A 24,959-nucleotide genomic window follows, 5' to 3' on the forward strand; every position below is an offset into this window, starting at 1 on the left:
GGTGTTGGATAGGTGGTGGGCACGGCGCAAGTGCGCCTTTGCCCACCCTACGGCTCCTTTTCGTGAGGAGAGATACCCCTCACCCGTCTCGCGGCGAGCCACCCTCTCCCACAGGGGGAGAGGGCAAGAGAGCGCTACCACATCGTCGCCGCAGCGCGCTCCGGCCAGATGCGATCATATTCCGCGCCGCCGACCTTGTTCTCGCTCATCTCGGCCAGGATCTGGCCCGGCGTCGGCAGCGTCTTCGGATCGATCCGCTTGTCGGGATTCCAGAGGTCGGAGCGGACGATGGCGCGGGCGCACTGGAAATAGATTTCGTCCACATTCATCACCATGACGCTGCGCGGCGCCTTGCCCTCGACCTTGAACGAGGCGAGCAGCTCGGGATCGACGGAGAGACAAGCGCGGCCGTTGGCCCGCACCGCGTTGCCGGAACCGGGGATCAGAAACATCAGCGACACCCTGGGATCGCGCACGATGTTGCGCAAGGAATCGACCCGGTTGTTGCCGCGGCGATCCGGCAGCATCAGCGTCTTCGGATCATGGATGCGGACGAAGCCGGGGAGATCGCCACGCGGCGAGCAGTCGATCCCTTCCGGTCCGATGGTGGCGAGCGCGGCAAACGGCGCCTTCTCGATGAAGATGCGGTAGAGCGGGGTAACGTGGTCGGCGACTTTCACGGTCGAGGCATCACCAACGGCACCGTAGATGGCCTCCAGCTGTTCGACCGTTTCAATCACCGACATTCCGTTCTCCTTGTTGCGCCGGCTATTCGTGCCAGCCTTCGTTCCTGATCACGCGCACGAGCTGGCGACTGTGATAGTCCGCGCTGCCCGCGTTGAGGATAGTGACATCGGCATTGGCCGATGCGTCGTCGACGCTGCGCGCGAGGCGATCTGCGATATTGCCGTCGCTGTGCCGGGCCCGGGCAGCAAGCCGCTGCGCCAGCACGTCCGGCGGCGCCGTGATCGCGACCACGACGACGTTGGCATAGGCCTGGCGGAGCGCGCCGATCACTGTGCGCGAGACATTGGCGACGACGGCCCGGCCGGCGAGGATGTCATCGTTGATTTCGAGCGGAAGAGCGTAGGAATGGCCATGCGCTTCCCAGTGCACGGCGAAATCGCCGTGCTCGCGCGCGCGGCGGAATTCGTCCTGGCTCATCGCGATGTTGTCTTCGGCCTCGGAGGATTCGCGCGTCACGACACGGCGCGGGAAGACGATGTCGCGATCATCGACGCAGGCCGCCTGTGCGAGCCGCAACAGCGTGTCCTTGCCCGCACCGCTGGGACCGACCACGAGCACGAGCCGCCCGGGTCCGATCCCGCTGGCCTCATCGTGTGCCATGGTCGCGGTCTCGCTCATGCGACGCGGTTTCCTTCGCGCCAGACGCTGCGGACCACGGGAACGTCGCCTGCGACATGCACGCGGATCAGGTCGGCCCGCTTGCCGATCGCGACCTCGCCACGATCCGACAGGCCAACCGCCTCGGCCGGCGCCTTGGTCACGGTGCGAACCGCCGCCGGAAGGCTGATCGCAGGCACATGCTCCGGCAATTGCAGCGCGGCCATCAGGAGGCTGGACGGGATGTAGTCCGACGACAGGATGTCGAGCAGGCCCTCTCGGGCGAGATCGACCGCGGCGATGTTGCCGGAGTGCGAGCCGCCGCGCACGACGTTCGGCGCCCCCATCAGGATGTCGATGCCGGCCTGATGCAGGCCGCGCGCGGCCTCGAGCGTGGTCGGGAATTCCGCCACCGACACGCGATCGCGCACGGCGTCCGCGACGTTCTCCTCGGTGGTGTCGTCATGGCTCGCCAGCGGAATGTTGTACTTGTGCGCGAGCGATACGATCTCGCGCATGTTGGTCGCGGCATAGAGCTTCTGATACTCGAAGCGCTTCGCGAACAGCTCGTCGAGCTCGGCATCGGTCTTGCCGCCGCCCTTGCCGCGATAATAGTCGCGCAGCTTGACCTCGTCGCGGAACTGGCGCTGGCCGGGGGTGTGGTCCATCAGCGACATCAGCTTGACGTCGGGACGGTCGATCAGCTCCTTGGCTTCCTCGACCACGCTCGGCATCGGGATTTCGCAGCGCAGATGCAGGAAGTGGTCGGCGCGCAGCAGGCTGGCATCGCGCGCGGTCGTGATCGCGGCGGCGAGCACGCCGGCGCGGCCATCGACTTCCTCGGCGCCGTCCTCACGCCAGACCCGGAGCGAGTCGAACACGGTCGTGATGCCTGAGGTCGCGAGCTGGCCGTCATAGGAGATGACGGCGGCGACCGGATTCCAGAACACTTTCGGGCGCGGCACGTAATGCGCTTCGAGATGGTCGGTGTGGAGCTCGATCAGGCCGGGCATGATGAGGTCGCCGCCGGCATCCTCCGCACCCGCGGGGGCCCTGCCCTCGCCGATCTCGGCGATGCGTCCGTCCGCGAGAGCGAGCCAGCCCTGTTCGATCACGCGGTCAGCCAGCACGATCCTGGCGTTGGCGATCAATGTTTCCTTCGGCTTGGCATTCATTTCCATTTCCTTCAGGCCGCGGCGGCAAAGCTGGTGACGTCAACAATACGGTCGGCAATCAAATGGCGGATTTCGTCGTCATGGACAATGGCGACCATGGCGACGCCCTGGCGCTTCTTGTCGGCGACCAGCTCGACCACGACGGCGCGGTTGGCGGCATCGAGCGAGGCGGTCGGCTCGTCCAGCAGCAGGATCGGCAGGTCCGAGATGAAGCCGCGCGCGATGTTGACGCGCTGCTGCTCGCCGCCGGAGAAGGTCGCGGGCGGCAGCTGCCAGAGTCTTTCAGGGATGTTGAGGCGGTGCAGCAACTCGCCGGCGCGTGCCTGCGCGTCGGCTCGGGCCGTGCCGTTCACGATCAGTGGCTCCGCGACGACGTCGATGGTCGCAACACGCGGCACCGCCCGCAAAAACTGGCTGACATAGCCGATGGTGGAGCGGCGGATGTTGAGAACCTGCCGCGGCTCGGCGGTGGCGAGATCGACAACCGCGCCGCGATGGCGAATGCCGATACGGCCGGAGTCGCAGCGGTAATTGCCAAAAATCATCTTCAGGATCGACGACTTGCCGGCACCGGACGGGCCAGAGAGCACGACGCATTCGCCCGGGTTGACGTGGAAGGTCACGCCGCTGACGACAGGCAGCTCGATGCCGCCCTGCAGGTGCATCGTAAAGGTCTTTTTCGCGGCGGCGATGTCGATCATGGCGGTCATCGGAAAACTCATCTTGGAAGGCTTATGGCGGCAGAATCGAGGAAACGAGGAGCTGGGTATAGGGCTCGCGGGGATCGTCGAGCACCTGGTCGGTGAGACCCGTCTCGATGACACGGCCGCCCTTCATCACCATCACGCGATGCGACAGCAGTCGCGCCACCGCGAGATCGTGGGTGACGATGATGACGGCAAGGTGCAGCTCGGCGACGAGGCTGCGCACGAGGTCGAGCAGGCGCGCCTGGACAGACACGTCCAGACCGCCGGTCGGCTCGTCCATGAACACCAGCCGCGGCTCGGTGACGAGGTTGCGCGCGATCTGGAGACGCTGGCGCATGCCGCCGGAATAGGTGCGCGGCGCATCGTCGATGCGCGCGATGTCGATCTCGACACGGGTGAGCCAGTCCGACGCGGTATCGCGGATGCGGCCGTAGTGATTCCAGCCGACCGCCATCAGCCGTTCGCCGACATTGGCGCCGGCCGAGACCGCCATGCGCAGGCCCTGCGCGGGATCCTGGTGCACATAGCCCCAGTCGGTGCGGAACAGGAAGCGTCGCTCGGCTTCGCCAAGGCTCGTGAGATCGCGGGTGACGCCGTCGCGCATCCGGTACGACACCTGGCCGGCGCTCGGCGCGAGCTGGCCCGAGAGCATTTGCAGCAGTGTCGACTTGCCCGAGCCGGACTCGCCGACGATCGCCAGCACCTCGCCGGGGTAGAGCGAGAACGACACGTCGCGGCACGCGGCGATGCGGCCATAGGACTTGCTGAGCGACTCCGCGACCAGCAGCGGCTGATCGTTCTCCAGCATCTCCTCAGCCATTTGATCCCTCCTGCGCCTTCTCCTTGTACGGCGCGGCGCTCATGCTGCCGTGATGTCCGGCGGCCTGGCGGCCCTCGCAATAGTCGGTGTCCGAGCACACGAACATGCGCCCGCCCTTGTCGTCGGTGACAATCTCGTCGAGATAGGAATTTTCCGCCGCGCACAGCGCGCAGGGCGCGTTGAAGCGGTACGGCTCGAACGGGTGATCCTCGAAATCGAGCGACACCACCTGCGTATAGGGCGGGATCGCATAGATGCGCTTCTCGCGACCGGCGCCGAACAATTGCAGCGCCGGGCAATTGTCCATCTTGGGATTGTCGAATTTCGGCGTCGGCGACGGGTCCATCACGTAGCGCGCGTTCACCTTCACCGGATAGGCGTAGGCAGTGGCGATGTGGCCAAAGCGGGCGATGTCCTCGTAGAGCTTCACATGCATCAGGCCGTATTCGGCCAGCGCATGCATGCGCCGCGTCTCGGTCTCGCGCGGTTCGAGGAAACGCAGCGGCTCCGGGATCGGCACCTGATAGACCAGCACCTGGTTCGCGTGCAGCGACGTCTCCGGGATGCGGTGACGCGTCTGGATCACGGTTGCATCTTCTGTTGCCGTGGTCGTGGCGACGCCCGCGGTCTTGGCGAAGAATTTGCGGATCGAGATCGCATTCGTCGTGTCGTCGGAACCTTGGTCGATCACCTTCAGCACATCCTGGGGCCCGAGGATCGCGGCCGTGACCTGCACGCCGCCGGTGCCCCAGCCATAGGGCATCGGCATTTCGCGGCTGGCGAACGGCACCTGATAACCGGGGATCGCGATCGCCTTGAGGATCGCGCGGCGGATCATCCGCTTGGTCTGCTCGTCGAGATAGGCGAAATTGTAGGCGGGCGCGTTCATTCCGCGGCCTCCTTCATGGCATCGGGCGCATTGGCCTCGGCAAATTCCTTGCGCAGCTTGCGCAGGAGCCCGAGCTCGGACTGGAAGTCGACATAGTGCGGCAGCTTCAGATGCTCGACGAAGCCGGTCGCCTGGACGTTGTCCGAATGCGACATCACGAATTCTTCATCTTGCGCCGGGGCCACGGCCTCTTCGCCGAGCTCGCGGGCACGCAGCGCCCGGTCGACCAGCGCCATCGACATGGTCTTGCGCTCGCTCTGGCCGAAGGCGAGACCATAGCCGCGGGTGAAACACGGCGCTTCCGTCGCCGAACCCTTGAATTGATTCACCATCTGGCACTCGGTGAGCTCGATGGAGCCGAGCGGCACGGCGAAGCCGACGTCCTCCGCGAAAAATTCGACCTCGACCTCGCCGAAGCGGATCTCGCCGACGAAGGGATGGTTGCGGCCGTAACCGCGCTGGGTGGAGTAACCCATGGCCAGCAGAAAGCCTTCGTCACCGCGCGCGAGGTTTTGCAGGCGCAGGTCGCGATCGGCCGGGAAGTTCAGCGGTTCGCGCGTGAGGTCGCCGACGCTGGCGCCGTCTTCGGCCCGCGGCGAGGATTCGATCAGCCCGTCGCGGCCCAGAATGTCGGTCACACGCGGCGTGGGCGCCGTCGAAGCTTCGGCCGTCGCCGGCACTTCAGGCACGAAGCCCTGGCCAAGCGAGGGATCGAGCAGGCGGTGCGTGTAGTCGAAGGTAGGCCCGAGGATCTGGCCGCCGGGAATATCCTTGAAGGTCGCCGACACCCGCCGCTGCACGCGCATCGCGCCGGTGTCGACCGGCTCGCTGGCGCCGAAGCGCGGCAGGGTGGCGCGGAAGGCGCGGACCAGGAAGATCGCCTCGATCAGATCCCCGCGCGCCTGCTTGATCGCGAGCGCCGCGAGCTCGCGGTCGTAGAGCGACCCTTCGCTCATGACGCGGTCCACGGCGAGGCCAAGCTGCTCCGAGATCTGATCCAGCGTGACTTCGGAAATGCTCTGGTCGCCACGCCGCGCATTGGCGAGCAGGCGATGGGCGTTCTCGATGGCGCGCTCGCCGCCTTTGACTGCGACATACATGCGACTAGCTTCCCTTGTTCACGACACGCGTGGTGCGCGGGATCGCAACCACGGCATCATCGGCGACCAGCACCAAATCGATGCCGCGCGGAAACAGCGCCTCGTTGAACTGCAGCCGTTCGAACAGGTCGAAAGGCCTGATCGAGGCCTGAAGCGTCGCGACACCGTCGATGCCGGGGCCACGCAGTTCGAAACTGCGCCCCGAATTCAGGCTCTCGACCTGAAGGATCACCGTGGTCGAACGATCCGGATACTCGTTCGTGCCCAGTGCGAAGCGCTCGAGCGACGGCAGCGCCGCACCGTCACTGATCAGCGCGAAACTCGCGATCGAGGAGTCCTGCACCACCGGCGCGCCGGTGTGGAACTTGAGCCATTTCACCACGTCCGATCGCTCCGTCATCCGCTCATCGAGCCAGAGCGGCGTGTCGTGATCGAACAGCGTCAGCGCGATCGCGGCAGTGCCGCGCATCGTTGGCGCGGGCGCTCCCGCCATCGGCACGATGCGCTGGACCGAGCCCGGTCGCGCCATCGCGTCCATCACGGAACGAAAGGTCGATTGCGCCGACAAGACCTTGTCGACGAAACCCGGCGGCAGTTCCGCAATCGTGGTCATGGCCTCACCCCTCACCGCGCACCATGGTGTAGAAATCAACCTTCGTCGCGGCGGTCTCGGCCGCCGCCTGCTTGCGCTGGATCATAAGCTGCTCGCGCAACGGCGCGATAACGTCACGCTCCACCGCCTCACCGAAATCACTGGACTGCGCCAGCGCGTCGCAGAGCGCGATCAGCCGCGCCTTTTCGCCATCGCGCCCCAGCGTGTAGCCGAAGCCGACCTCGCCGCTCGCGAGCCGGACCGCTGCGCGAGACACCGTGGCTTCACCGAGATTGAACGGCGCGCCGTCGCCGCCGACCCGGCCGCGCAGCATGACGAGACCGTTTTCCGGCGCGCGTAGCTCCTGATGCGCCGGCAGGGCGAGAGCGCGGAGGCGAGCGGCGATCTCGCCCGCCTCCGCGTGCGCCAGCACGGCCATCGCGGCCTTGCGCTGGACTTGCTGGTTGTTGTGCTGGGTCACCCAATCCACCGAGCTTTTGACAGAACTTGCCGAATCCAAGTTGTCTATGATAATAGACAACTTGATACGGAAGCGCCATGACTGTTTCGTGACAAACGTGTGATTTCTGAAGTAGGCTTCTCGGCGACATGAGCATGCAGGACACAGCCTCTTCGGGCGTCGCGCTGTGGCGCCTCGTTGCCGACGGCATCGAGCGCGGCATCGCCGACGGCCGCTTTGCAGCCGGCGACAAGCTGCCGGGCGAGATGGAGATCGCCGAGACCTATCGCGTGAACCGCCACACCGTGCGGCGCGCGCTGGCCGCACTTGCCGAGCGCGGCATCGTGCGCGCCGAACGCGGCAGCGGAACCTATGTCGAGGCGCAGCGCCTCGCTTATCCCTTGCGCTCGCGCACCCGCTTCTCCGAGATCGTCGGCGCCGACGGCCGCGAACCGCATGGCCGGCTGATCGAGGCGTCCGACGACGTCGCGACCCGCGAACTGGCGCGCGAACTGGGATTGAAGGCCGGCGCGCCGCTGGTGCGGATCGAGGCGATCCGCCTCGCCGACCGCACGCCGATCTGCGTCTCCACCACCTGGCTGTCAGCGGAATTGTTTCCGGGCGCGGGTGAGGTATTCGCCGCGACGCGCTCGATGACGAAACTGCTCGAGCATTACGGCGTCCGCGACTACAGCCGCGGCGCGACCCGGATCACCGCCGGCATCGTGGACGCAACCGATGCCGCGCGGCTCGATCTGCCGCTGGGACGGCCGATCCTGGTGGTCGACGCGACCGACCACGATCTCGCCGGCAAGCCGCTGGTGACCAAGCACTCGCGCTTTGCAGCGGAGCGGGTGGAGTTTCTGGTGGAGAACGGGTGAGCGGGCGACCACGCAGGGCTCGTAGGGTGGGCAAAGGCGCACTTGCGCCGTGCCCACCATCTCTCCCCGATATCTAAGCAGAAGTGGTGGGCACGCTTCGCTTTGCCCACCCTACGGCGCCGGCGATCAGGCGACAGCTCGCCGCCCAATGATCGCAAACCGCAACTTGCTCGAAATAAAATCGATCGCGGCGACGGCGACCAGAATCATCATCAGGATCAGGAACGACACCCGCTGCCATTCCAGCACGCGGATCTGCTCGGCGAGTTGGAGGCCGATGCCGCCGGCGCCGACGATGCCGATGATGGTGGCCGAGCGCGTGTTGGATTCGATGAAATAGAGCACCTGGCCGGCGATCACGGGCAGCACCTGCGGCAGCAGGCCGAAGCGGATTTCGTGCAAAGCACTGCCGCCGGAGGCGCGGACGCCTTCGACCTGCTTCTGGTCGGCGCCCTCGATCGCCTCCGAGAACAGTTTGCCGAACGCGCCGAAATCCGACACGGCGATGGCGAGCACGCCGGCGAACGGACCAAGCCCGACGACGTTAATCCACACCAGCGCCCAGATCAGGGTGTCGACGCCGCGGATCGAATCCAGGAAACGGCGGACCGGAAAACGCAGGATCTGCGAAGGTATGACGTTGCGCGCGGCCAGCAGGCTGACCGGAAGCGCGAACAGCGCGGCGAGCGTCGTGCCGAGCAGCGCGATCGACAGCGTCTCACCCAGCGCTTTCAGATAGACCGGCAGCGAAGAGCCCGGATCGGGCGGGATCATCATCAGGCCGATCCAGCCGAGCTGGCTCAGCCCTGCGAAGAATCGCGACGGCGAGAAGTCGAGATCGACGAGGCCGTAAACCAGGATCGCAAACGCCGCGACGATCATCGCCGGCATCGCGAGCCGCGCCGAGGCGGGGCGATCGAACACATCGGGGTAGCGCGCGCGAAGCTCTCGCGTGTCGACCTCCTGCGGTCTCGTCACGTCCGTGCCTCCTTGCCGAACAGACGGCCGCGTAGCCAGCCCGTAGTGATGTCGATGATGAAGACCGTGATGATGATGGTGAGCAGGATGGCACTGACGTCGGAGTAATAGAACTTGCGGATGGCGACGACGAGCTCCTGGCCGATGCCGCCGGCGCCGACGAAGCCCATGACGGAGGCTTCACGGACGTTGATCTCGAAGCGCAGCAGCGCGTAGCTGGCATACCCCGCCGTCACCTGCGGCACGATCGCAAAGCGCATGCAGGAGAGCCAGCTCGCGCCGGTCGAACGGATGCCCTCGACCGGCTTCATGTCGGCATTCTCGACGATCTCGGAGAACAGTTTGCCGAGCGCGCCGGTGGAGTGGATCGCGATCGCGAGCACGCCGGCCATCGGCCCGAGCCCGAAGGCAATCACGAAGATCAGCGCGAAGACGATGCCCGGCACGGTGCGGGCGAATTCGAGCAGGCGACGCACCACGAAGCGCAGCCAGGGCGACGGTGAGGTGTTCTCAGCCGCGAAGAAATTCAAGGCGAAGGCCAAGGTCGCGCCGATCAGCGTGCCGACGTAGGAGATCAGCAGCGTCTCGCCCAGCATCTTCAGCCATTTGCGCCAGCCCCACAGCCACTCGCCGGCATCGGTCCAGACCCGCTGGCCGCTATCGAGCGTGAGGATGCGGTCGAAATAGCTGATGAAATTGCCGAAATGGGCAAAGAAGGTGCGCAGGTTCACTTCCGCGCCGATCGCGGCAAGAAACAGCGCTGCGGCAAAGATCACCAGCCCCAAAAGGAGTCGGAGCCGCTTGCGCGCGACCGCCTGGCGATAGGCCGCGTTGAGCACGGCGAGCTGCTGCTCGGGGAGGATCGAAACCGCGACGGTCATCTGGCCAGGGAAGGTAGTCGATCAAAGAGAAAGAGCCGGGTCCATCGACCCGGCTCCAGTGCTATCGTCCCGAAACTCAGGACGCCTTCTTCTTACGCAGTGCATCGACGAACTTGATCAGCTCGATCGTGCCATCCCAGTCCTTGGTGGTGGCGGGATGAAAACCCTTCTTCTGGCCGTCCTGGAGGCGATCGAAGGCCGCCTTGTCCTTGGCCGGCGCGTCGAAGAACGCCTTGGCGATCGCCGCCTTGGCATCTTCCGGCAGGTCGGAATTGTAGGCGTAGGGGCCGTTGATGATCGGCGCCGACTTGTGGATGATGCGGAAATCGTCCTTCTTCATCGGCGAGCCGTCGGCATTCTTCAGCATGCCCTTGGTCAGCATCTGCGCCAGCGTGGAATCGTCATCGCTGGTCCACTGGTTGGCCGCAACGTCGACCGTGCCCTGCGCCAGCGCCAGGATCGCGTTCTCGTGGCTGCCGGTGAAGACGACCTTGCTGAAATAGGTGTCGGCATCCGTGATGCCCATCTTGTCGAGCTCGAAGCGCGGCACGTTGTTGCCGGAGGTCGAGTTCGGATCGACGAGGCCGAGGTTCTTGCCCTTGAGCTGGTCGACGCTCTTGTAGGGGCTGCTCGCCTTGACGAAGAACACAGAGTAGTAGCCGGTCGAACCGTCGGCGTTGATGTCGTTGGCGAAGGCATCGGTCTTGACGCCGGTCAGGCGGGCGCGGGCGAATGACGCCGAGCCGTAGCTGGCGATATAAATGTTGCCGGCGCGCTGGCCCTCGATGACGGCGGCGTAGTCGTTGGCGATGCGCAGCGTGACCTTCACGCCCAATTCCTTGGAGAGATAGTTCATGAACGGCGCCCAGCGCTCGGTCACGCCCGAGGCGTTTTCCGCCGGAATGACCGCGAAGGTCAGTTCGGGGTATTTGGCTTTCCAGTCGTCGGCGGAGGCCGAAGTCGTGAACGCGAGCGCGGCGGCGCCGGCAAGAACCAGTCTGCGAGTGATCATGATACCCTCTTCATCGGTTGGGGTCGGTTGACGCAAAAATTGGCAACTACAGGCGCAGCTCAGGCAGCCGCGGCCGTTCCGAGCGCCGGCACACCCTCAGGCACCGGCACGGGCATTCCGCCCATGACGTCGGAGGCTTCGAGATCGTAGAGCTCGCGCGCGACGTCGTCGGTCAATTCGGCAGGCGCGCCGTCGAACACCACGCGCCCCTGCGCCATGCCGATCAGGCGATCGCAATAGCTGCGCGCCAGATCGAGCGAATGCAGGTTGCAGAGCACGGTGATGCCGAAATGCTTGTTGATGCGCAGCAGCGCATCCATCACGATCTTGGTGTTGCGCGGGTCGAGCGAGGCGATCGGCTCGTCGGCGAGGATGATGTCGGGCTGCTGCACCAGTGCGCGGGCGATCGCAACACGCTGCTGCTGGCCGCCGGAGAGCTGGTCGGCGCGCTGGGCGGCGAGTGAGGCGATATCGAACTGTTCGAGCGCCGACATCGCCAGCGCCTTGTCGTGCTCGGGCCAGGTCTGCGTCAGCGAGCGCCAGGCCGGCATCGTCGCGAGGCGCCCCATCAGCACGTTGGTGAGCACATCGAGCCGGCCGACGAGGTTGAACTGCTGGAAAATCATCGCCGAGCGCGCCCGCCACTGCCGCAATTCCTTGCCGCGCAACGCGGTGACGTCGAGGCCGTCGAACAGGATGCGGCCCTGCGTCGGCGTCGCCAGGCGATTGATCATGCGCAGCATGGTCGACTTGCCGGCGCCGGAGCGCCCGATCACACCGACGAAGCCGCCGGGGGAGATTTGAAACGAAGCGTCGTCCACCGCGGCTTTTGCGCCGAAGCGGCACGTCAGACCTTCAACCACCAGCATAGAGGGCTCCAGAGTAGCTGGCTGCCACCGCTAGCGCCGGCACTTGACACTTGTGTGACACGCGGATCGCGCTGCGGCGATCCTACACACCTCTTCCCCTGTCATCGCATCGTCATGACGTTGTCATCAGGGCACTCGAAGAGGTACGCCCGCCCTCGACCTATCGGATGTAGCATGGCCGGCAAAACGCTCTCGGTTCAACCGACCATCGACCCTTCGGCGAAGCTGCATGAGACCAGGCTCGGCACCTATACCGAGGTCGGTGCGCGCACGATCCTCACTGAAGTCACGATGGGCGATTACTCCTATGTCGTGAACGACGCCCAGATCACCTACACCACGATCGGAAAATTCTGCTCGATCGCGGCGATGACGCGCATCAATCCCGGCAATCATCCGATGCATCGCGCCACGCAGGCGCATTTCACCTATCGTTCCAGCGCCTACTTCGAAGGCGAGAGCGACGACACCGAGTTCTTCGACTGGCGGCGCCAGCATCACGTTCATATCGGCCACGACGTCTGGATCGGCCATGGCGCGATCGTGCTGCCCGGCCGCAACATCGGCACCGGCGCGGTGATCGCGGCGGGCGCCATCGTCACCAAGGACGTGCCGGCCTACACCATCGTCGCCGGCAATCCGGCGCGCATCGTGCGGCGGCGGTTCTCGGAAGACGTCGCCGGACGGCTGGCCCAACTCGCCTGGTGGGACTGGGATCACGACAAATTGCGTGAAGCACTGCCCGATTTCCGCAAGCTCGGGATTGAAGATTTCCTCTCGGCATATGAAGCACGGGCAAGCTCCCTCACCCGTTCCCCTGCCAGCAAACGAAGCGCGGTCGCTTGACAGACATCTTCCTTGAGGGCGGCCGGGCCCTGATCGGCTCCGAGCTCGTCGAAACTTCCATTCTGGTGTCCGGCGCGGACATTGCGCAGGTCGATGCCTCTCGCGGCCGTGCGCGGCTGGCGATCGATGCGCGCAACCTGCTGGTGCTGCCCGGCATCGTCGATCTGCATGGCGATGCCTTCGAGCGCCAGATGATGCCGCGCGCCGGCGTCGACTTCCCGATCGACGTCGCGCTCGCCGACAGTGACCGCCAGGCGATCAGCAACGGCATCACCACCGTCTTTCACGCCACGACCTGTTCGTGGGAGCCGGGCCTGCGCAGCGCCGGCAATGCGCGCGCCCTGATGGAGGCGATCGAGCGGCAGCGCCCGCAATTCGCCGCCGATACCCGTTTCCACCTGCGGCACGAGACCTACAATCTCGAGGCCGAGGCCGAGATAAGCCAGTGGCTCGCCGAGGGCCGCGTCGACCTGTTCGCCTTCAACGACCACATGGACGGCACCGTTGCCGACATGGCCAAGCCGCGCAAGCGCAACCGCATGGTGGAGCGCACCGGCCTCTCGGGCGAGGAATTCGACCGGCTGGTCGAGCGTGTGCTTTCGCGCGCCAGTGAAGTGCCGGCTTCCGTGTCGCGGCTTGCCGCAACTGCCCGCGCGGCCGAGGTGCGGATGCTCTCGCATGACGATGCGACGCCGGCGATGCGGCAGGAGTTTCGCGAGCTGGGCGCTGACATCGCGGAGTTTCCGATCAGCGAGGAGACCGCGCGAGCGGCCGCGGCCGCGGGCGATGCGATCGTCTACGGTGCGCCGAACGTCGTGCGCGGCGGCAGCCATACCGGCTGGACCCGGGCATCCGACATGATCGCGAAGGGGCTCTGCTCGGTGCTGGCGTCGGACTATTACTATCCCGCGCAACTGCTCGCCGCGTTCCGCCTCGCCGCCGACGGTGTGCTGCCGCTGCCGAAGGCCTGGGATCTGGTCTCTGCGGGACCAGCGCGCGCGACCGGCCTTGCCGATCGCGGCGTGCTCGCAGAAGGATGCCGCGCCGACATGCTGCTGGTCGACGACAGCGTGCCGCTGCGGCCGCGGCTGATCGCGGTGGTATCAGGCGGAAAGCTCGTGCATCTCACTGATGCGACGCGACTGCTCGCTGCGGCGGCGACGCCGCGCGAGGCTGTTGTTGCGGCCTGAACCGGTTATGCTCGGGCAATGACAGATTTTCCCCGCTACGCGATCTACTTCGCAGCCGGCGCCGACAGCGCCCTCTCCCGCTTCGGCGCCAAGCTGCTCGGCTATGATGTCTACACCGGTGAGGAGATGCCGTTCCCTGCCGACGCATCGCGTGTTGCGCCGGATTGGCGCGACGTCACGGCCGATCCCCGCAAATACGGTTTCCACGGCACGCTGAAGGCGCCGATGTCGCTGGCGCCAGGCAGGACTGAAGCCGAGCTCGTCGCAGCCTGCGCGGCCTTTGCCGGCAAGGCGCGGCCGATGCCGTCAATCCGTCCGGTCGTCGACTCCATCAGCGGCTTCATTGCGGTGATTCCGACCGAGCCGGTGGGCGCGCTCCAGCAACTTGCCGCCGATTGCGTCCGCGAATTCGACGACTTCCGCGCGCCCATGACGGCGGAAGACCGCGCGCGGCGCAAGCCCGACAAGCTCACTGAGCGGCAGCGCGACTATCTCGACCGCTGGGGTTACCCTTACGTGATGGAAGAATTCCGCTTCCACATGACGCTGACGGGACGCCTGGATGCAGAACGGCGCGGGCCGATCCTGGAGATGCTGCGCGCGAGGTTTGCGACGCTCGGCCTCGAGACGCTGGTGATCGACCGGATCGCGCTGTTCAAGCAGGATGATGCCAGGGCGCGCTTCCGCTTTGTCGGCGAGTGGGCGTTGGCGAAGTAGGCCTCAGCGCCAGCTCGCGAGATTGAAGGCAAGCGCCACGGCGCCAACCAGAATGAGGCTGGTCGCCCAGATTGCATCCAGATTGAACCAGCTTCGCGCGACGAACCTCAATCCCAGATAGCGGTAGACCAGCCACGCCAGACATCCGCCGGCACTGACCATGGCGACAACGTGCACCAGGGACACCAGCACCGCCATCCCGAGACTTGTCTTCAGAAGACTTGCCTTCATCAGCGCGCCCGCCGCCTCATGGCCGGCATCGAGCTCGAAGGCCTGGCAGAGCCCGAGATAGATCGGCACGAGCATCAAGGCCGCGCCGTGGGCAATGGCAACGGCGAATGACCAGAGCGCCAATTGCGTTGGCGGAATTCGTGCCAGCGTGCGCGGATGGCGTCGCTCGATCAGCCGATAGACGCCGAAGCCGATGACGAGAAGACTCGCGCCGAGCTGGATCGAACGCTGCCACTCGGCCAGCACGAGCAGGAACGCGAATGGCAGCAGCACGAGAAGTGTTGCCAGGAGATGTCCGGCCGCCAGAGCCCACAACGCGCGGAACAGCGCGCGCGGGCTCTTGTCCATGAGCCCAGCCGAAACGGCGAGCGGCCATCCCATTCCCGGATTGACGCCGTGATAGAGACCGCTCGCAACAAGAGCGAGCCACAGCCAGCCGAGCGGCCAACTCCCGTGCTGCCAGCCTAGGCCGACGGGTAGCAAAAGGAGTCCGTCGAACAATCGCCGCCCTCCAGCCTGATCTGGTGCGCACGATATCCGTCGGGGAAGCTCACGAAATAGTCCTTGGCGAGCTCGAGGCCGCCGTCGCGGCCGACATTGGCCATGACTTCGACGCCCGGAACCCCATCGGGATAGAATTGATCATCCCAGGTGGAATACAGCGAATTGGTCCAGTACACGCGCTTGCCGTCGCGGCTGATCTCGACCATCTGCGGACCGGCCGCAAATGCCTTGCCGTTCGGATGGGGCGTGCGGCGCGCGATGCCGCCGATGTGAACCGAGCCCGCGAGCTTCGGCTTTCGCGGATCACTCACATCGTACTGGCGCATCTCACCAGTGCCCCAGCACGAGACATAGAGAAACCGGTCATCCATCGACAGGTCGATGTCGGTCACCAGCGGTGGCACGGCGCCAAATCCCTGCAGCAGCGGCGGGAGCTTCTCCTTTGGCGCGGGCTCGGGCGGGATCGTCGCCGTCTTCTCCGCATGGAATTTTCCGCCTTCGCGCCACCAGGTCCAGATCGACGCTTCGAGGTTGGTGGTGTCGACCACAACGCCAACGAAGCCGTATTCGCGAACCGGATCGTGCGCGGGCCGCACCTCCAGCGCCATCTGATGATTGGCGCCGAGGTCGATGGTCTGCACGTTGCGACGGGCGCGGAGATCCCAGAAGTGGAGACGATGGCCATATTTGTTCGCCAGCAGATCTTCCGCGACGATCCCGTTCTCGAACTGCGGCGGCAACGCCCATTCGCTCGTCACCATGTAGTCGCGCGGCAGGTTCCACCAGAAATCATAATGCAGTGTCTGCGGACCGCGGTCGATCTCCCACCGTCCAAGGACCTCGAACGTCTCGCAATCCATGATGAAAACGCCTGGAGGCCCGTTGGTGCCGTCCTTGCCGCCGCCGCCCAGCGTGCTCACATAGACGCCGTCCGGCCCGCAATGGATGGTATGCGGCCGCGAGTAGCCGGTCTTCTTGAAGATTTCCTCGGGCTCGATGATCTTGTGGATTTTGGCTTTGGTCGGATCGGGCTTGGTATCGATGATGTAGATCCGCGACGAGCGTATCCCGGGGATGATGAGATAGCGCCGCTCGATGAAGGCGTGTCCGGCGAGCGGAGACAAGGCGGAGGAACAGGCATTCCAGCCGAAGTGATGAAACTCATCGCCCTTGTTGGGCATCGTCACCGTGTGGACGATTTGGCTGTAGGTCGGCGATCCCGGCTTGACGTCGATGACCGCGAGAGCATCCGGTTTTGAGAAATCCGGACTGAGCAGCAGCGTGTAGGCAAAGTTCTCTGCAGGTGCTTCCATCGCCAGCTTAGGCGATGCGTGAAAGGTGGGATCCGGCCTCATCGTCATGGCACTGCCTCCCTGTTTCGTCGGCTCGCTCCAACCTGGCTCGGAATAGCGGCATAATGAAGAGCTGCTCAGCGACGTCTTGAGAAGCTCCGCGGACCTGGTTGGCGAGCGTGCAAGGAGCGTACAATATGTCATCGCCGGCGTGCGGAAAACCGCCCGAACCGCGCTAATTCGACGCCCTCAGCCAGACGGAAGCCGGCGGGATCAGGCCAGCGCGCACCTCACACTCGGCGTCGCCCCCGCGAAGGCGGGGACTGCCGAGAGAGCTAGCGACAACCGAGTGGGTGCGGCGCTACTTCCCCCACCGCAACGCCAGCGCATCCCGCTCCTTCGCGAGTTCCAGCAGCCCTGCCCGCGTTGCCGGGTGCAGCGGCTGGAGCGGATGCCGCACGGCGTCCGATTTGATCACGCCGCCGGCCTGCATCATGGCCTTGCAGGCGATCAGGCCGCATTGGCGGTTTTCGTAGTTGATCAGCGGCAGCCAGCGCTCATAGGCGGCCTTTGCCTCTTCGCGCTTGCCGGCGAAATAGGGATCGATGATCTGGCGGATGCCGTCGGGATAGCCGCCGCCCGTCATCGCGCCGGTGGCGCCGGCGTCGAGATCGGCGAGCAGCGTGATGGCTTCCTCGCCGTCCCACGGTCCCTCGATATCCTTGCCGCCCGCCTCGATCAGGCTGCGGAGCTTTGCCGCCGCGCCCGGCACCTCGATCTTGAAATAGCGGATGTTGGCGAAGTCGCGCGCCAGCCGCGCGAGCAGCTCAACCGACAGCGGCGTTCCGGCAACAGGCGCGTCCTGGATCATGATTGGAATGTTGATCGCGCCGGACAGCACCTTGAAGAACTCGACGATGCCCTTCTCGGGCACGCGGAAGGTCGCGCCGTGATAGGGCGGCATCACCATCACCATCGCGGCCCCCGCCGCCTCCGCCTGCTGGCTGCGCGCCGCGCAGACGGCCGAGCTGAAATGCGTGGTGGTGACGATCACGGGAACCCGGCCCGCGACATGCTCCAGCACCGCATGCATCACGGTTTCGCGCTCGGCATCGGTGAGCACGAACTGCTCGGAGAAATTGGCGAGGATACAGAGACCATTCGAGCCCGCATCGATCATGAAATCGATGCAGCGGCGCTGGCCCTCGAGGTCGAGCTCGCCGCGCTCGTCGAAGATGGTGGGCGCGACCGGGAACACGCCGCGATAGGGGCGCTGGGCGTTGTGTGGGGTGGCCGGCATCGAACTCTCCATCCTTGATACGTCTGTTGCGGCACTCCCGCAGCGCCACAGATGTACCCGCCGCGTGAAGCGGCGGCAATGCCGTTCGCGCGACGCCCAGACGGATGACGATCGAGGTTATGCGGTCTTCACGGCCCCCAAAAAGCCCTCGACCGCGACGCGAAGACGATCGGCATCGCCCGACATCTTCTTCACGGATTCGGACAGCACCGTGCCGGCGTTGCCGGTTTCCTGGTTGAGTCTCGCGACGCTGCCGATGGTGTCGGTGACCTCGCGGGTGCCCTGGGCGGCCTGCTGGAAGTTGCGCGAGATCTCGGTGGTGGCCGCGCGCTGCTCCTCGACGGCGGCTGCGATCGCCGTCATCTTCTCGTCGATGCCGCTGATGGCGCCCCCGATCGAACGGATGGCGGTCACGGCCTGGCCCGTCGCGCCCTGGATCTCCTCGACCTGGCGCGAGATTTCTTCGGTTGCGGTTGCGGTCTGCGCGGCGAGGCTCTTGACCTCGCCGGCGACCACGGCAAAGCCGCGGCCGGCCTCGCCCGCACGCGCCGCTTCGATGGTCGCGTTCAGCGCCAGGAGATTGGTCTGGCCGGCGATGGCGTTGATCATCTTCACGACCTCGCCGATCCGGCTCGCGGTCTGATCGAGGATCTCGACCGTCGCGTTGGTCCGCTCGGCCTGCGACACCGCCTCGCGCGCCTCGCGGGCGCTCAACTGCACCTGTGCGGAGATCTCGCCGACGGATGCGGAGAGTTCCTCGGTCGCGGCCGCGATGGTCTCGAGATTGTTGGTGGCCTGCTCGGCTGCGGAAGAGACTGCCGCGGTCTGGCTGGTCGACTCTGATACCAGCGTGCGCACATCGGTCGCGGTGGCATCGAGCTCCCTCGCCGACGCCGCGACACTGTGGATCACCGCCTGCACGGTGTCGTCGAAGCTGCGGCATGCGTCGTCCACGGTGCCGGAGCGGGCGAGTTGCAACGCCTGCTGCGATTCGCGTCCTGGCCCAGCCGCTCGGCGGTCGCCGCGCTCTCGCGCAGGCTCTCGAGCGCGGCAGCCATGGTGCCGAACTCGTCGGGATATCGGGATCGCGGCACGGGCGTCGCATAATCACGGGCGCCGATTCGCGCGATGGCGTCGAGGATGGCGCGGACCGGGCGCATCAGGCGATTGCGCACCACGTAGACGCCGGCGAGGGTCACGGCGAGCGCGAGCAGAAACGCGAGCGACTGCACGATGAGGTTGGTGAGCGCCTTGGTCTGCACGGCCTCGGCACGCGCGATCGACTGATCCAGCGCTTTGGTCGCGACCCCGACAATGAGCGGGAACGGCGACTGGCAGAGCGTATTCCACTCCGAAGCGGGCATCGCGGGCTTGCCGCTGCCGTCGAGATTCTTGGTGAGATCGCCGATCTGCTTCAGGACGCCATCGGTCTTGGTCTTCGCGTCCGACGCTGCCGTCACCAGCTCCGCCGTCACGTCGGGCGCGGCCAGCAACTCGGCCATGCCCGCCCAGCCGGAGGCGATCGTGCCGTCCCATTGCGCCACCGACCGCTTCTGAACGTCGTCGAGCGGCTTGCTGCTGTTGATGTTCGAGCGAAGCGACGAACAATGGACCCCATAGCGGTCGCGCACCTGCCAGGCGAAGCGGCGGACCTGGATCATGCGGGCGATGTAGGGATCGTTCATCCAGGCGCGGTTCGACACCGCGGTGGAGGCGAGGTTCGCAGTGTCGATGACCTTGGTGACGGCATCGTACCAGGAATTGGTTCGCTCCATCTTGCGCTCGGCGCGCGGAAGCCTGGCCTCGTCGTAGAACAGCTGGAATTGCGGCGCGGCTTCGTTCCAGCGCTGCTTCAGCGTGCCGGCGAGCTCGTCGCGGCGTGCGAAATCGACGGTCGGGAGTGCAGCGCTGATCCCTTCATAGCCGCCCTGCTCGGCCTTCTCGGCTTCGGCGAGTTTTGCCTTGGGATCGTCCTCGCCAAGGATGGCGCTCTGGGCATCGCCACGATTGTTGCGCAACGCGAGCACGCCATGGAAGATCGCCTTGTCGGCAGCGGCGAGCCGCGCCGTCTCGAGACTGTCGCTGTAGCGACCGAACGCTCCGAACATCTGGATCGCGGTAGAGGCCAGCGCACCGGCGGCCAGCAGAGCCATCAAGGTCAGGAGAAGCGAGCTTACCGATTTCTTAAACATTGCCATGAGTCAGGGGGCCTGCATTGTACTGCCGGCCACCCTGCATCGCGACATGCCAAGGATCGGTTAAGGTTTTAGTCAAATTGCCGGAAGTGCCCGGTCTGTAAGCGCTTTAAGACTAGCGAAATCAGGCAACCTTGGTGAAATCCGGCGGCCGGCGCTCGGCGAAGGCGGTGAAGGCCTCGCGTGCTTCCGCCGTGCGCAAACGCTGCGCGAATTGCTCGCCTTCGGCCTGCATCTGTGCGACCAGCGCCTCGCCGTTGCGCATCAACTTCTTGGTCGCAGTAAGCGCGCCGGCCGGCTGGCGAGCGAGCCGCTGCGCCAGCGCGAGCGCCTCGGCATCGAGCTTGTCGAGCGGCACCACACGGTTGGCAAGGCCCCATTCCAACGCCGACCTCGCCGGTACGGTCTCGCCCAGCGCGAACATCTCGTAGGCGCGGGCGTAGCCGATGCGTGCCGGCATCAGCAGGCTGGAGGCGGCCTCCGGCACCAGCGCGAGGCTGACGAAGGGCGTCGACAATTGCGCGTTGTCGGCGAGCACGACGAGGTCGCAATGCAGCAGCGTCGTGGTGCCGACGCCGACGGCGCGGCCCTGCACGGCCGCGACGAGCGGCCGGGTGCAGCGCGCCAGCGACTGGATGAAGCGCACGACGTTACGGCTGCCTTCGGACTTGCCGGCTGCCACGGCGGCGAATTCGCCGACATCGTTGCCGGCGGTGAACATGTCACCCTCGCCGCGGATCAGGATCACGCGGGCGGACGGATCGAACTCGGCGGATTCGATGGTGTCGGCGAGCTTGCCGTACATCGCATCCGTCAGCGCGTTCTTCTTGTCGGGGCGCGCCAGCGTGAGGGTGAGAATTCCGTTGTTGTTCTCGATCCGGACGTGCTCGGTCATGGGTCTCTCCTTTAGTCGTCTGAAGGTCTTGGAAACTTGTCCTGAATGCTGGTCAGCCAGCGCGCGACGATGTCGATCTCCGCGCTGGTAAATCCGTCCGTCAACGCGGCGTTGATCTGCGCCGCGTCAGTCTTCGCCTGCGTCAGCACGGTGCGCCCCTTCGGCGTCAGCCATACGCGCCAGGCCCGGCCATCCTCGCGATCGGCCCGCCGCTCGACCAGCCTCGCCGCAGCACTGCGATCGACGAGGCCTGAGATGCCGGCCGGCCCCATGTCGAGCGCCGCGCCTGCCTCGCCCATCAGCACGCCGTCCTGCTTGCCGAGGATGAACAACAGCCCCGCCTGCGCCGGCGTGACCTCGTTCTGCGGCTGCGCCGCCATCCAGCGCTGCAAACGGCGTTGCGCGACGTTCAGGAGGTAAATAAGCCGATGATGCCTCGCTGCGGCTTCTTTATTTCGCATGCGAAATAGATAGCCGAGCCGAACCGGATTGTCAAAGGGAGACGGCTACGCGGCGCGGCAGCCATCGAGGAACAGCGCCGCGCAGGTTTGCACGCGGCGCTCGATCTGCTTGCGTGACGGCAGCGGCATGCCCCCATAGATCGCCGCGCGCTGCGGCGCCGATGCGACCATGCCGATCAGCATGCCGGCAACTTCCTCCGCATCATCGATGGCGATGCGCTTGCGCTTGACCTGGACACGCAGCCAGCCCGCGAGCGTCCTGACGGTGCGGGAAATGCCGTTGCTGTAGAAGTTGGCGGCGAGCTCGGGGAACGCGGCGGATTCCTGCAGCACCATGCGCTGCAGCGCCACGACCTCAGGATCGAGCGCGAGATCGGCGCAGGCCAGCAGCGCGGCACGCAGGCCCGTCTCGATATCGACCTCGTCGCTTCCTTGCAGATCGACGGCGGAGAGCAGCCGCTCGAGCCTGTCCGCGCACATCGCCTCGAACAGCGCGGCCTTGCCCGGAAACAGGCGATAGAGCGTCTTGGTCGAGATGCCGGCGCGGCGTGCCAGCTCTTCGGTGCTGGTCGCGGCATAGCCGTCGACGGCGAAGGCGTGGCGCCCGGCGTCGAAGACGATCTGCCTCGTCTCCTCGTCGCTGCGCAGTTGCGGCCGCCCGCGGGGGCGGCATTCACCTGATGGCTTTGCCTGAGCCATGCTTTTAAATGACGCCTGTCATTCCATTGACAATTCCAAAGCTAGTCTCATTTTGGAAATCGTCAAGTTTCCTAATTCAGGGGAGCCGGCCATGTCCGTCCACACGACCCCATCTGCTGCGACCCAAACCGCTATTCCAGCAACCGTGCCGGAGGGCGTGCTGCCCACCGCACCGACCGGCGTCCGCCGGCAAAAAATCAATCTCCGCAAGCTGTTGCTGATGGGTGCGGCGATCGTCGCGCTGGCCGGCGCGAGCTGGTACGGCTACGACTACTGGACCGTCGGGCAGTACCTCGTCTCCACCGATGACGCCTATGTGAAGGCTGACAACACCACGATCGCGCCGAAGGTCAGCGGCTACCTCGACCGCGTCCTGGTCGGCGATAACGAGCATGTGAAGGCCGGCCAGGTGCTCGCCAGGATCGACGATCGCGACTTCCGCGTCGCGCTCGACCAGGCCAAGGCCGACGTCGCCGCCGCGAATGCGACGGTGACAAGCAAGCAAGCGCAGCTCGAGGTCCAGGAGGCCGTGATCGCGGCGGCAAGAGCGACCATTGATGTCGACAATGCCGCGAAGGTTTTCGCGAAGCAGGAGAACAAGCGCTACACCGATCTCGCGGCAACGGGTTTCGGCAGCGTGCAGAACGCGCAGCAGGCGCAAGCGCGCGACGCCGGCGCAGACGCGGCGATCCAGCGCGATATCGCCAATCTCACCTCCGCCTTGAAGCAGGTCGATCTCCTCAACGCCGAGATATTGCAAGCCAGGGCCGCCGCCGCACGCGCGGCCGCACTCCAGCGTCAGGCCGAGCTCAATCTCGGCTACACCACAATCGTCTCGCCGATCGACGGCGTGGTCGGCAACCGCTCCTTGCGCGTCGGCCAGTTCGTACAGGCGGGCACGCAGCTGATGGCCATCGTGCCGGCCGAGGGCGCCTATGTGGTCGCCAACTTCAAGGAGACGCAGCTCACCCACGTGCAGGCCGGCCAGGCCGTCGATATCGAGGTCGACACCTTCCCGGGCCAGGTCGTGCACGGCCACGTCGATTCCATCGCGCCGGCGAGCGGCCAGGAGTTCGCGCTGCTGCCGCCCGACAACGCCACCGGCAATTTCACCAAGGTGGTGCAGCGCATCCCCGTCAAGATCGCGCTCGATGCCGCGCACGGTCCCGCGATCGCGCTACGGCCGGGCATGTCGGTGATCCCGACTATTGCAACACGTTCGACCGCGCCGACCGCGAATGCGGCCGTGACGCCCAAGACAAACGTAAAGGCGAAGCTCGTTTCCGGAGGGTCGTGCTATGTCAAACAGCCTCTCACTTTCGACGCCAGCAACACCGGCCGCGACGCCTGATCCGGCAATAGCCGACCCGAACCGCGCGAGTGCCGCGATCTGGATCGCCGTGCTCGCCGCCATGATCGGCTCGTTCATGGCGATCCTGAACATCCAGATCACCAACGCCTCGCTGGCCAACATCGAGGGCGGCATCGGAACCGGCGCCGACAACGGCTCCTGGATCTCGACGTCGTATCTGATCGGCGAGATCATCGTGATCCCGTTGACCGACTATTTGAGCCGCGTGTTCTCGTTCCGCCGCTACATGCTGGCGAGCGCGACGCTGTTCGCGGCGTTCTCGGTCGCCTGCGCCTTCACACATGATTTGCCGTCGATGATCGCGATGCGCGGCCTGCAGGGCTTTGCCGGCGGCGTGCTGATCCCGATGGCGTTCACGCTGGTGCTGACCAAGCTGCCGAAGCCGCAGCAGCCGGTGGGTCTTGCGATCTTCGCGCTGTCCGTCACCTTCGCACCCGCGATCGGCCCGACCATCGGCGGCTATCTCACGGAGAACTACGGCTGGCGTACCATCTTCTTCGTCAACGTGATCCCGACCGCGGTGATGGTGGCGGCGCTCTATCTGACGCTGGAGAAGCAGAAGATGCAGCTCGGTCTCTTGAAGGAAGGCGACTGGGCCGGCATCTTCACCATGGCGATCGGGCTGTCGGCACTGCAGGCCGTGCTCGAGGAAGGCAACAAGGACGACTGGTTCTCCTCGCCCTTCATCGTCAAGCTCGCCGTGATCGCGGCCGTCAGCCTGACGCTGTTCGTCACGATCGAGCTCACGATCGAGAAGCCGCTGATCCGGCTGCGTCTCCTGACGCAGCGTAATTTCGGCTTCGGCACCATTGCGATGACGATGGTCGGCTTCGCGCTGTTCGGCTCGGTCTATATCCTGCCCGCCTATCTCGGCCAGGCGCAGGGCTACAACGCCGAGCAGATCGGCAATGTGCTGGCCTGGACCGGCCTGCCGCAGCTCGTGCTGATCCCGCTGATCCCGAAGCTGATGCAACGCTTCGACACGCGCTATATCGCGATCACCGGCCTTCTGATCTTCGCCTATAGCTGCTTCATGAACACGGCGATGTCGCCGGACTATGCCGGCGACCAGCTCTGGATTCCGAACATCGTGCGTGCCGTGGGACAGGCCATGGTGCTGACGCCGCTGACCTCGGTGCTGACGGGCGGCATCGCGCCGCAGGACGCGGCCGCGGCCTCCGGCATCAGCAACATGTTCCGCAATCTCGGCGGCGCGATCGGCACGGCGACGCTCGCGACCATCATCACCAAGCGCGAGCAGTTCCACTCCAACATCATCGGCCAATCGGTCACGCTCGGCCGCGAGGAAGTCCGCACCCGCATCGCGCAGATGACGGATTACTTCATGGCCCACGGCGTGCCCGACCCCCACGCCGCGCGCGAGCAGGCCATCATCGCGCTCGGCAAGACGGTCAAGCGCCAGGCGCTGGTGATGGGCTATTCCGACGCCTTTGCCGTGATCGGCATCGTGCTGGTGATCGCCGCGATCGCGGTGCTGCTGACGCGGCGCGTGAAGGCGGCCGGTGGGCCGGTGCATTAGGCTCTTCTT

At 65.6% G+C, this 24,959-nt stretch carries 25 protein-coding genes and 1 pseudogene; 6 read left to right on the forward strand and 20 right to left on the reverse strand.

Features of this window, described 5'->3' with window-relative positions; all coding sequences use genetic code 11:
- Window positions 1-134: 134 nt before the first annotated feature.
- From ACVJ5M_RS00920 to phnG, 9 genes are read right to left on the reverse strand one after another with little or no spacing between them, the layout of a single operon-like run.
- Complete coding sequence (locus ACVJ5M_RS00920; RefSeq protein ID WP_071909237.1) at window positions 135-746, reverse strand: pyridoxamine 5'-phosphate oxidase family protein; 612 nt, start codon at window positions 744-746, stop codon at window positions 135-137.
- A gap of 22 nt (window positions 747-768) precedes the next feature.
- Window positions 769-1,365 carry a phosphonate metabolism protein/1,5-bisphosphokinase (PRPP-forming) PhnN gene (gene phnN, locus ACVJ5M_RS00925; protein ID WP_063985901.1) on the reverse strand — a complete coding sequence of 199 codons (597 nt, stop codon included), beginning with the start codon at window positions 1,363-1,365 and terminating at the stop codon, window positions 769-771.
- Window positions 1,362-2,519 carry an alpha-D-ribose 1-methylphosphonate 5-triphosphate diphosphatase gene (locus tag ACVJ5M_RS00930; protein ID WP_063986743.1) on the reverse strand — a complete coding sequence of 386 codons (1,158 nt, stop codon included), beginning with the start codon at window positions 2,517-2,519 and terminating at the stop codon, window positions 1,362-1,364. The genes phnN and ACVJ5M_RS00930 overlap by 4 nt, the downstream gene beginning before the upstream one ends.
- Before the next feature lie 11 nt (window positions 2,520-2,530).
- Window positions 2,531-3,229 (reverse strand): phosphonate C-P lyase system protein PhnL, encoded by a 699-nt coding sequence (gene phnL / locus ACVJ5M_RS00935; protein WP_063986744.1) that lies wholly within the window; start codon window positions 3,227-3,229, stop codon window positions 2,531-2,533.
- Window positions 3,230-3,251: 22 nt separating this feature from the next.
- Window positions 3,252-4,046, reverse strand: coding sequence for a phosphonate C-P lyase system protein PhnK (phnK, locus tag ACVJ5M_RS00940; protein ID WP_063985902.1), 795 nt, complete (start codon window positions 4,044-4,046; stop codon window positions 3,252-3,254).
- On the reverse strand, window positions 4,039-4,935 hold the full coding sequence (locus ACVJ5M_RS00945) for an alpha-D-ribose 1-methylphosphonate 5-phosphate C-P-lyase PhnJ (protein WP_063985903.1): 897 nt from the start codon (window positions 4,933-4,935) through the stop codon (window positions 4,039-4,041). The genes phnK and ACVJ5M_RS00945 overlap by 8 nt, the downstream gene beginning before the upstream one ends.
- Entirely contained in the window at window positions 4,932-6,035 is a 1,104-nt protein-coding gene (locus tag ACVJ5M_RS00950; RefSeq protein ID WP_063985904.1) for a carbon-phosphorus lyase complex subunit PhnI, read from the reverse strand. Before ACVJ5M_RS00950 ends, ACVJ5M_RS00945 begins: the two co-directional genes overlap by 4 nt.
- 4 nt (window positions 6,036-6,039) lie before the next feature.
- The gene (gene phnH / locus ACVJ5M_RS00955) at window positions 6,040-6,648 is read right to left on the reverse strand and encodes a phosphonate C-P lyase system protein PhnH (RefSeq protein ID WP_063985905.1); all 609 of its coding nucleotides are present in this window, start codon (window positions 6,646-6,648) and stop codon (window positions 6,040-6,042) included.
- 4 nt (window positions 6,649-6,652) lie between these two features.
- Window positions 6,653-7,117, reverse strand: coding sequence for a phosphonate C-P lyase system protein PhnG (gene phnG / locus ACVJ5M_RS00960; RefSeq protein WP_084795316.1), 465 nt, complete (start codon window positions 7,115-7,117; stop codon window positions 6,653-6,655).
- Between the two features lie 119 nt (window positions 7,118-7,236).
- On the opposite strand from phnG, the gene phnF reads away from it, so the two are divergent.
- Window positions 7,237-7,968 (forward strand): phosphonate metabolism transcriptional regulator PhnF, encoded by a 732-nt coding sequence (gene phnF / locus ACVJ5M_RS00965; protein ID WP_028151386.1) that lies wholly within the window; start codon window positions 7,237-7,239, stop codon window positions 7,966-7,968.
- Window positions 7,969-8,094: 126 nt separating this feature from the next.
- On the opposite strand, the gene phnE (ACVJ5M_RS00970) is transcribed toward phnF, so the two are convergent.
- From phnE (ACVJ5M_RS00970) to phnC, 4 genes are all read right to left on the reverse strand, one after another.
- Window positions 8,095-8,946, reverse strand: coding sequence for a phosphonate ABC transporter, permease protein PhnE (gene phnE, locus ACVJ5M_RS00970; protein ID WP_456679232.1), 852 nt, complete (start codon window positions 8,944-8,946; stop codon window positions 8,095-8,097).
- Window positions 8,943-9,827 (reverse strand): phosphonate ABC transporter, permease protein PhnE, encoded by an 885-nt coding sequence (gene phnE, locus ACVJ5M_RS00975; RefSeq protein WP_231143682.1) that lies wholly within the window; start codon window positions 9,825-9,827, stop codon window positions 8,943-8,945. Before phnE (ACVJ5M_RS00975) ends, phnE (ACVJ5M_RS00970) begins: the two co-directional genes overlap by 4 nt.
- Window positions 9,828-9,903: 76 nt before the next feature.
- On the reverse strand, window positions 9,904-10,839 hold the full coding sequence (phnD, locus tag ACVJ5M_RS00980) for a phosphonate ABC transporter substrate-binding protein (protein ID WP_283017790.1): 936 nt from the start codon (window positions 10,837-10,839) through the stop codon (window positions 9,904-9,906).
- A gap of 59 nt (window positions 10,840-10,898) precedes the next feature.
- Window positions 10,899-11,708 carry a phosphonate ABC transporter ATP-binding protein gene (gene phnC, locus ACVJ5M_RS00985; RefSeq protein WP_283017791.1) on the reverse strand — a complete coding sequence of 270 codons (810 nt, stop codon included), beginning with the start codon at window positions 11,706-11,708 and terminating at the stop codon, window positions 10,899-10,901.
- Window positions 11,709-11,882: 174 nt separating this feature from the next.
- Between phnC and ACVJ5M_RS00990 the strand changes: the two genes are divergently transcribed.
- From ACVJ5M_RS00990 to ACVJ5M_RS01000, 3 genes are read left to right on the forward strand one after another with little or no spacing between them, the layout of a single operon-like run.
- Window positions 11,883-12,554, forward strand: coding sequence for an LbetaH domain-containing protein (locus ACVJ5M_RS00990; RefSeq protein ID WP_063985907.1), 672 nt, complete (start codon window positions 11,883-11,885; stop codon window positions 12,552-12,554).
- Complete coding sequence (locus ACVJ5M_RS00995; RefSeq protein ID WP_063979770.1) at window positions 12,551-13,744, forward strand: alpha-D-ribose 1-methylphosphonate 5-triphosphate diphosphatase; 1,194 nt, start codon at window positions 12,551-12,553, stop codon at window positions 13,742-13,744. The genes ACVJ5M_RS00990 and ACVJ5M_RS00995 overlap by 4 nt, the downstream gene beginning before the upstream one ends.
- A gap of 18 nt (window positions 13,745-13,762) precedes the next feature.
- Window positions 13,763-14,461 (forward strand): DUF1045 domain-containing protein, encoded by a 699-nt coding sequence (locus ACVJ5M_RS01000; RefSeq protein WP_063979771.1) that lies wholly within the window; start codon window positions 13,763-13,765, stop codon window positions 14,459-14,461.
- Between the two features lie 3 nt (window positions 14,462-14,464).
- Here the strand turns inward: ACVJ5M_RS01000 and ACVJ5M_RS01005 are convergent, their stop codons facing one another.
- The 7 genes and pseudogenes from ACVJ5M_RS01005 to ACVJ5M_RS01035 form a co-directional block, all read right to left on the reverse strand.
- The gene (locus ACVJ5M_RS01005) at window positions 14,465-15,073 is read right to left on the reverse strand and encodes a hypothetical protein (RefSeq protein ID WP_085965313.1); all 609 of its coding nucleotides are present in this window, start codon (window positions 15,071-15,073) and stop codon (window positions 14,465-14,467) included.
- 83 nt (window positions 15,074-15,156) lie between these two features.
- Entirely contained in the window at window positions 15,157-16,557 is a 1,401-nt protein-coding gene (locus ACVJ5M_RS01010) for a selenium-binding protein SBP56-related protein (protein ID WP_028159106.1), read from the reverse strand.
- Between the two features lie 292 nt (window positions 16,558-16,849).
- On the reverse strand, window positions 16,850-17,788 hold the full coding sequence (locus ACVJ5M_RS01015) for a dihydrodipicolinate synthase family protein (protein ID WP_028148940.1): 939 nt from the start codon (window positions 17,786-17,788) through the stop codon (window positions 16,850-16,852).
- 117 nt (window positions 17,789-17,905) lie between these two features.
- Window positions 17,906-19,986 (reverse strand): annotated as a pseudogene (locus ACVJ5M_RS01020) (methyl-accepting chemotaxis protein).
- A gap of 121 nt (window positions 19,987-20,107) precedes the next feature.
- Window positions 20,108-20,878: an enoyl-CoA hydratase gene (locus ACVJ5M_RS01025; RefSeq protein ID WP_354099456.1), complete on the reverse strand. Its 771-nt coding sequence runs from the start codon at window positions 20,876-20,878 to the stop codon at window positions 20,108-20,110.
- An 11-nt stretch (window positions 20,879-20,889) separates the two neighbouring features.
- Window positions 20,890-21,339: a MarR family winged helix-turn-helix transcriptional regulator gene (locus ACVJ5M_RS01030; protein WP_063979774.1), complete on the reverse strand. Its 450-nt coding sequence runs from the start codon at window positions 21,337-21,339 to the stop codon at window positions 20,890-20,892.
- A gap of 45 nt (window positions 21,340-21,384) precedes the next feature.
- Window positions 21,385-22,038 carry a TetR/AcrR family transcriptional regulator gene (locus ACVJ5M_RS01035; RefSeq protein ID WP_063979775.1) on the reverse strand — a complete coding sequence of 218 codons (654 nt, stop codon included), beginning with the start codon at window positions 22,036-22,038 and terminating at the stop codon, window positions 21,385-21,387.
- A 91-nt stretch (window positions 22,039-22,129) separates the two neighbouring features.
- Here ACVJ5M_RS01035 and ACVJ5M_RS01040 point away from each other — a divergent pair, with 91 nt between their 5' ends.
- Window positions 22,130-23,389, forward strand: coding sequence for an HlyD family secretion protein (locus ACVJ5M_RS01040; protein WP_063979776.1), 1,260 nt, complete (start codon window positions 22,130-22,132; stop codon window positions 23,387-23,389).
- Window positions 23,337-24,950: an MDR family MFS transporter gene (locus tag ACVJ5M_RS01045; RefSeq protein WP_063979777.1), complete on the forward strand. Its 1,614-nt coding sequence runs from the start codon at window positions 23,337-23,339 to the stop codon at window positions 24,948-24,950. The genes ACVJ5M_RS01040 and ACVJ5M_RS01045 overlap by 53 nt, the downstream gene beginning before the upstream one ends.
- Window positions 24,951-24,959 lie beyond the last annotated feature (9 nt).

This window comes from Bradyrhizobium sp. S3.7.6 (genome assembly GCF_054061875.1).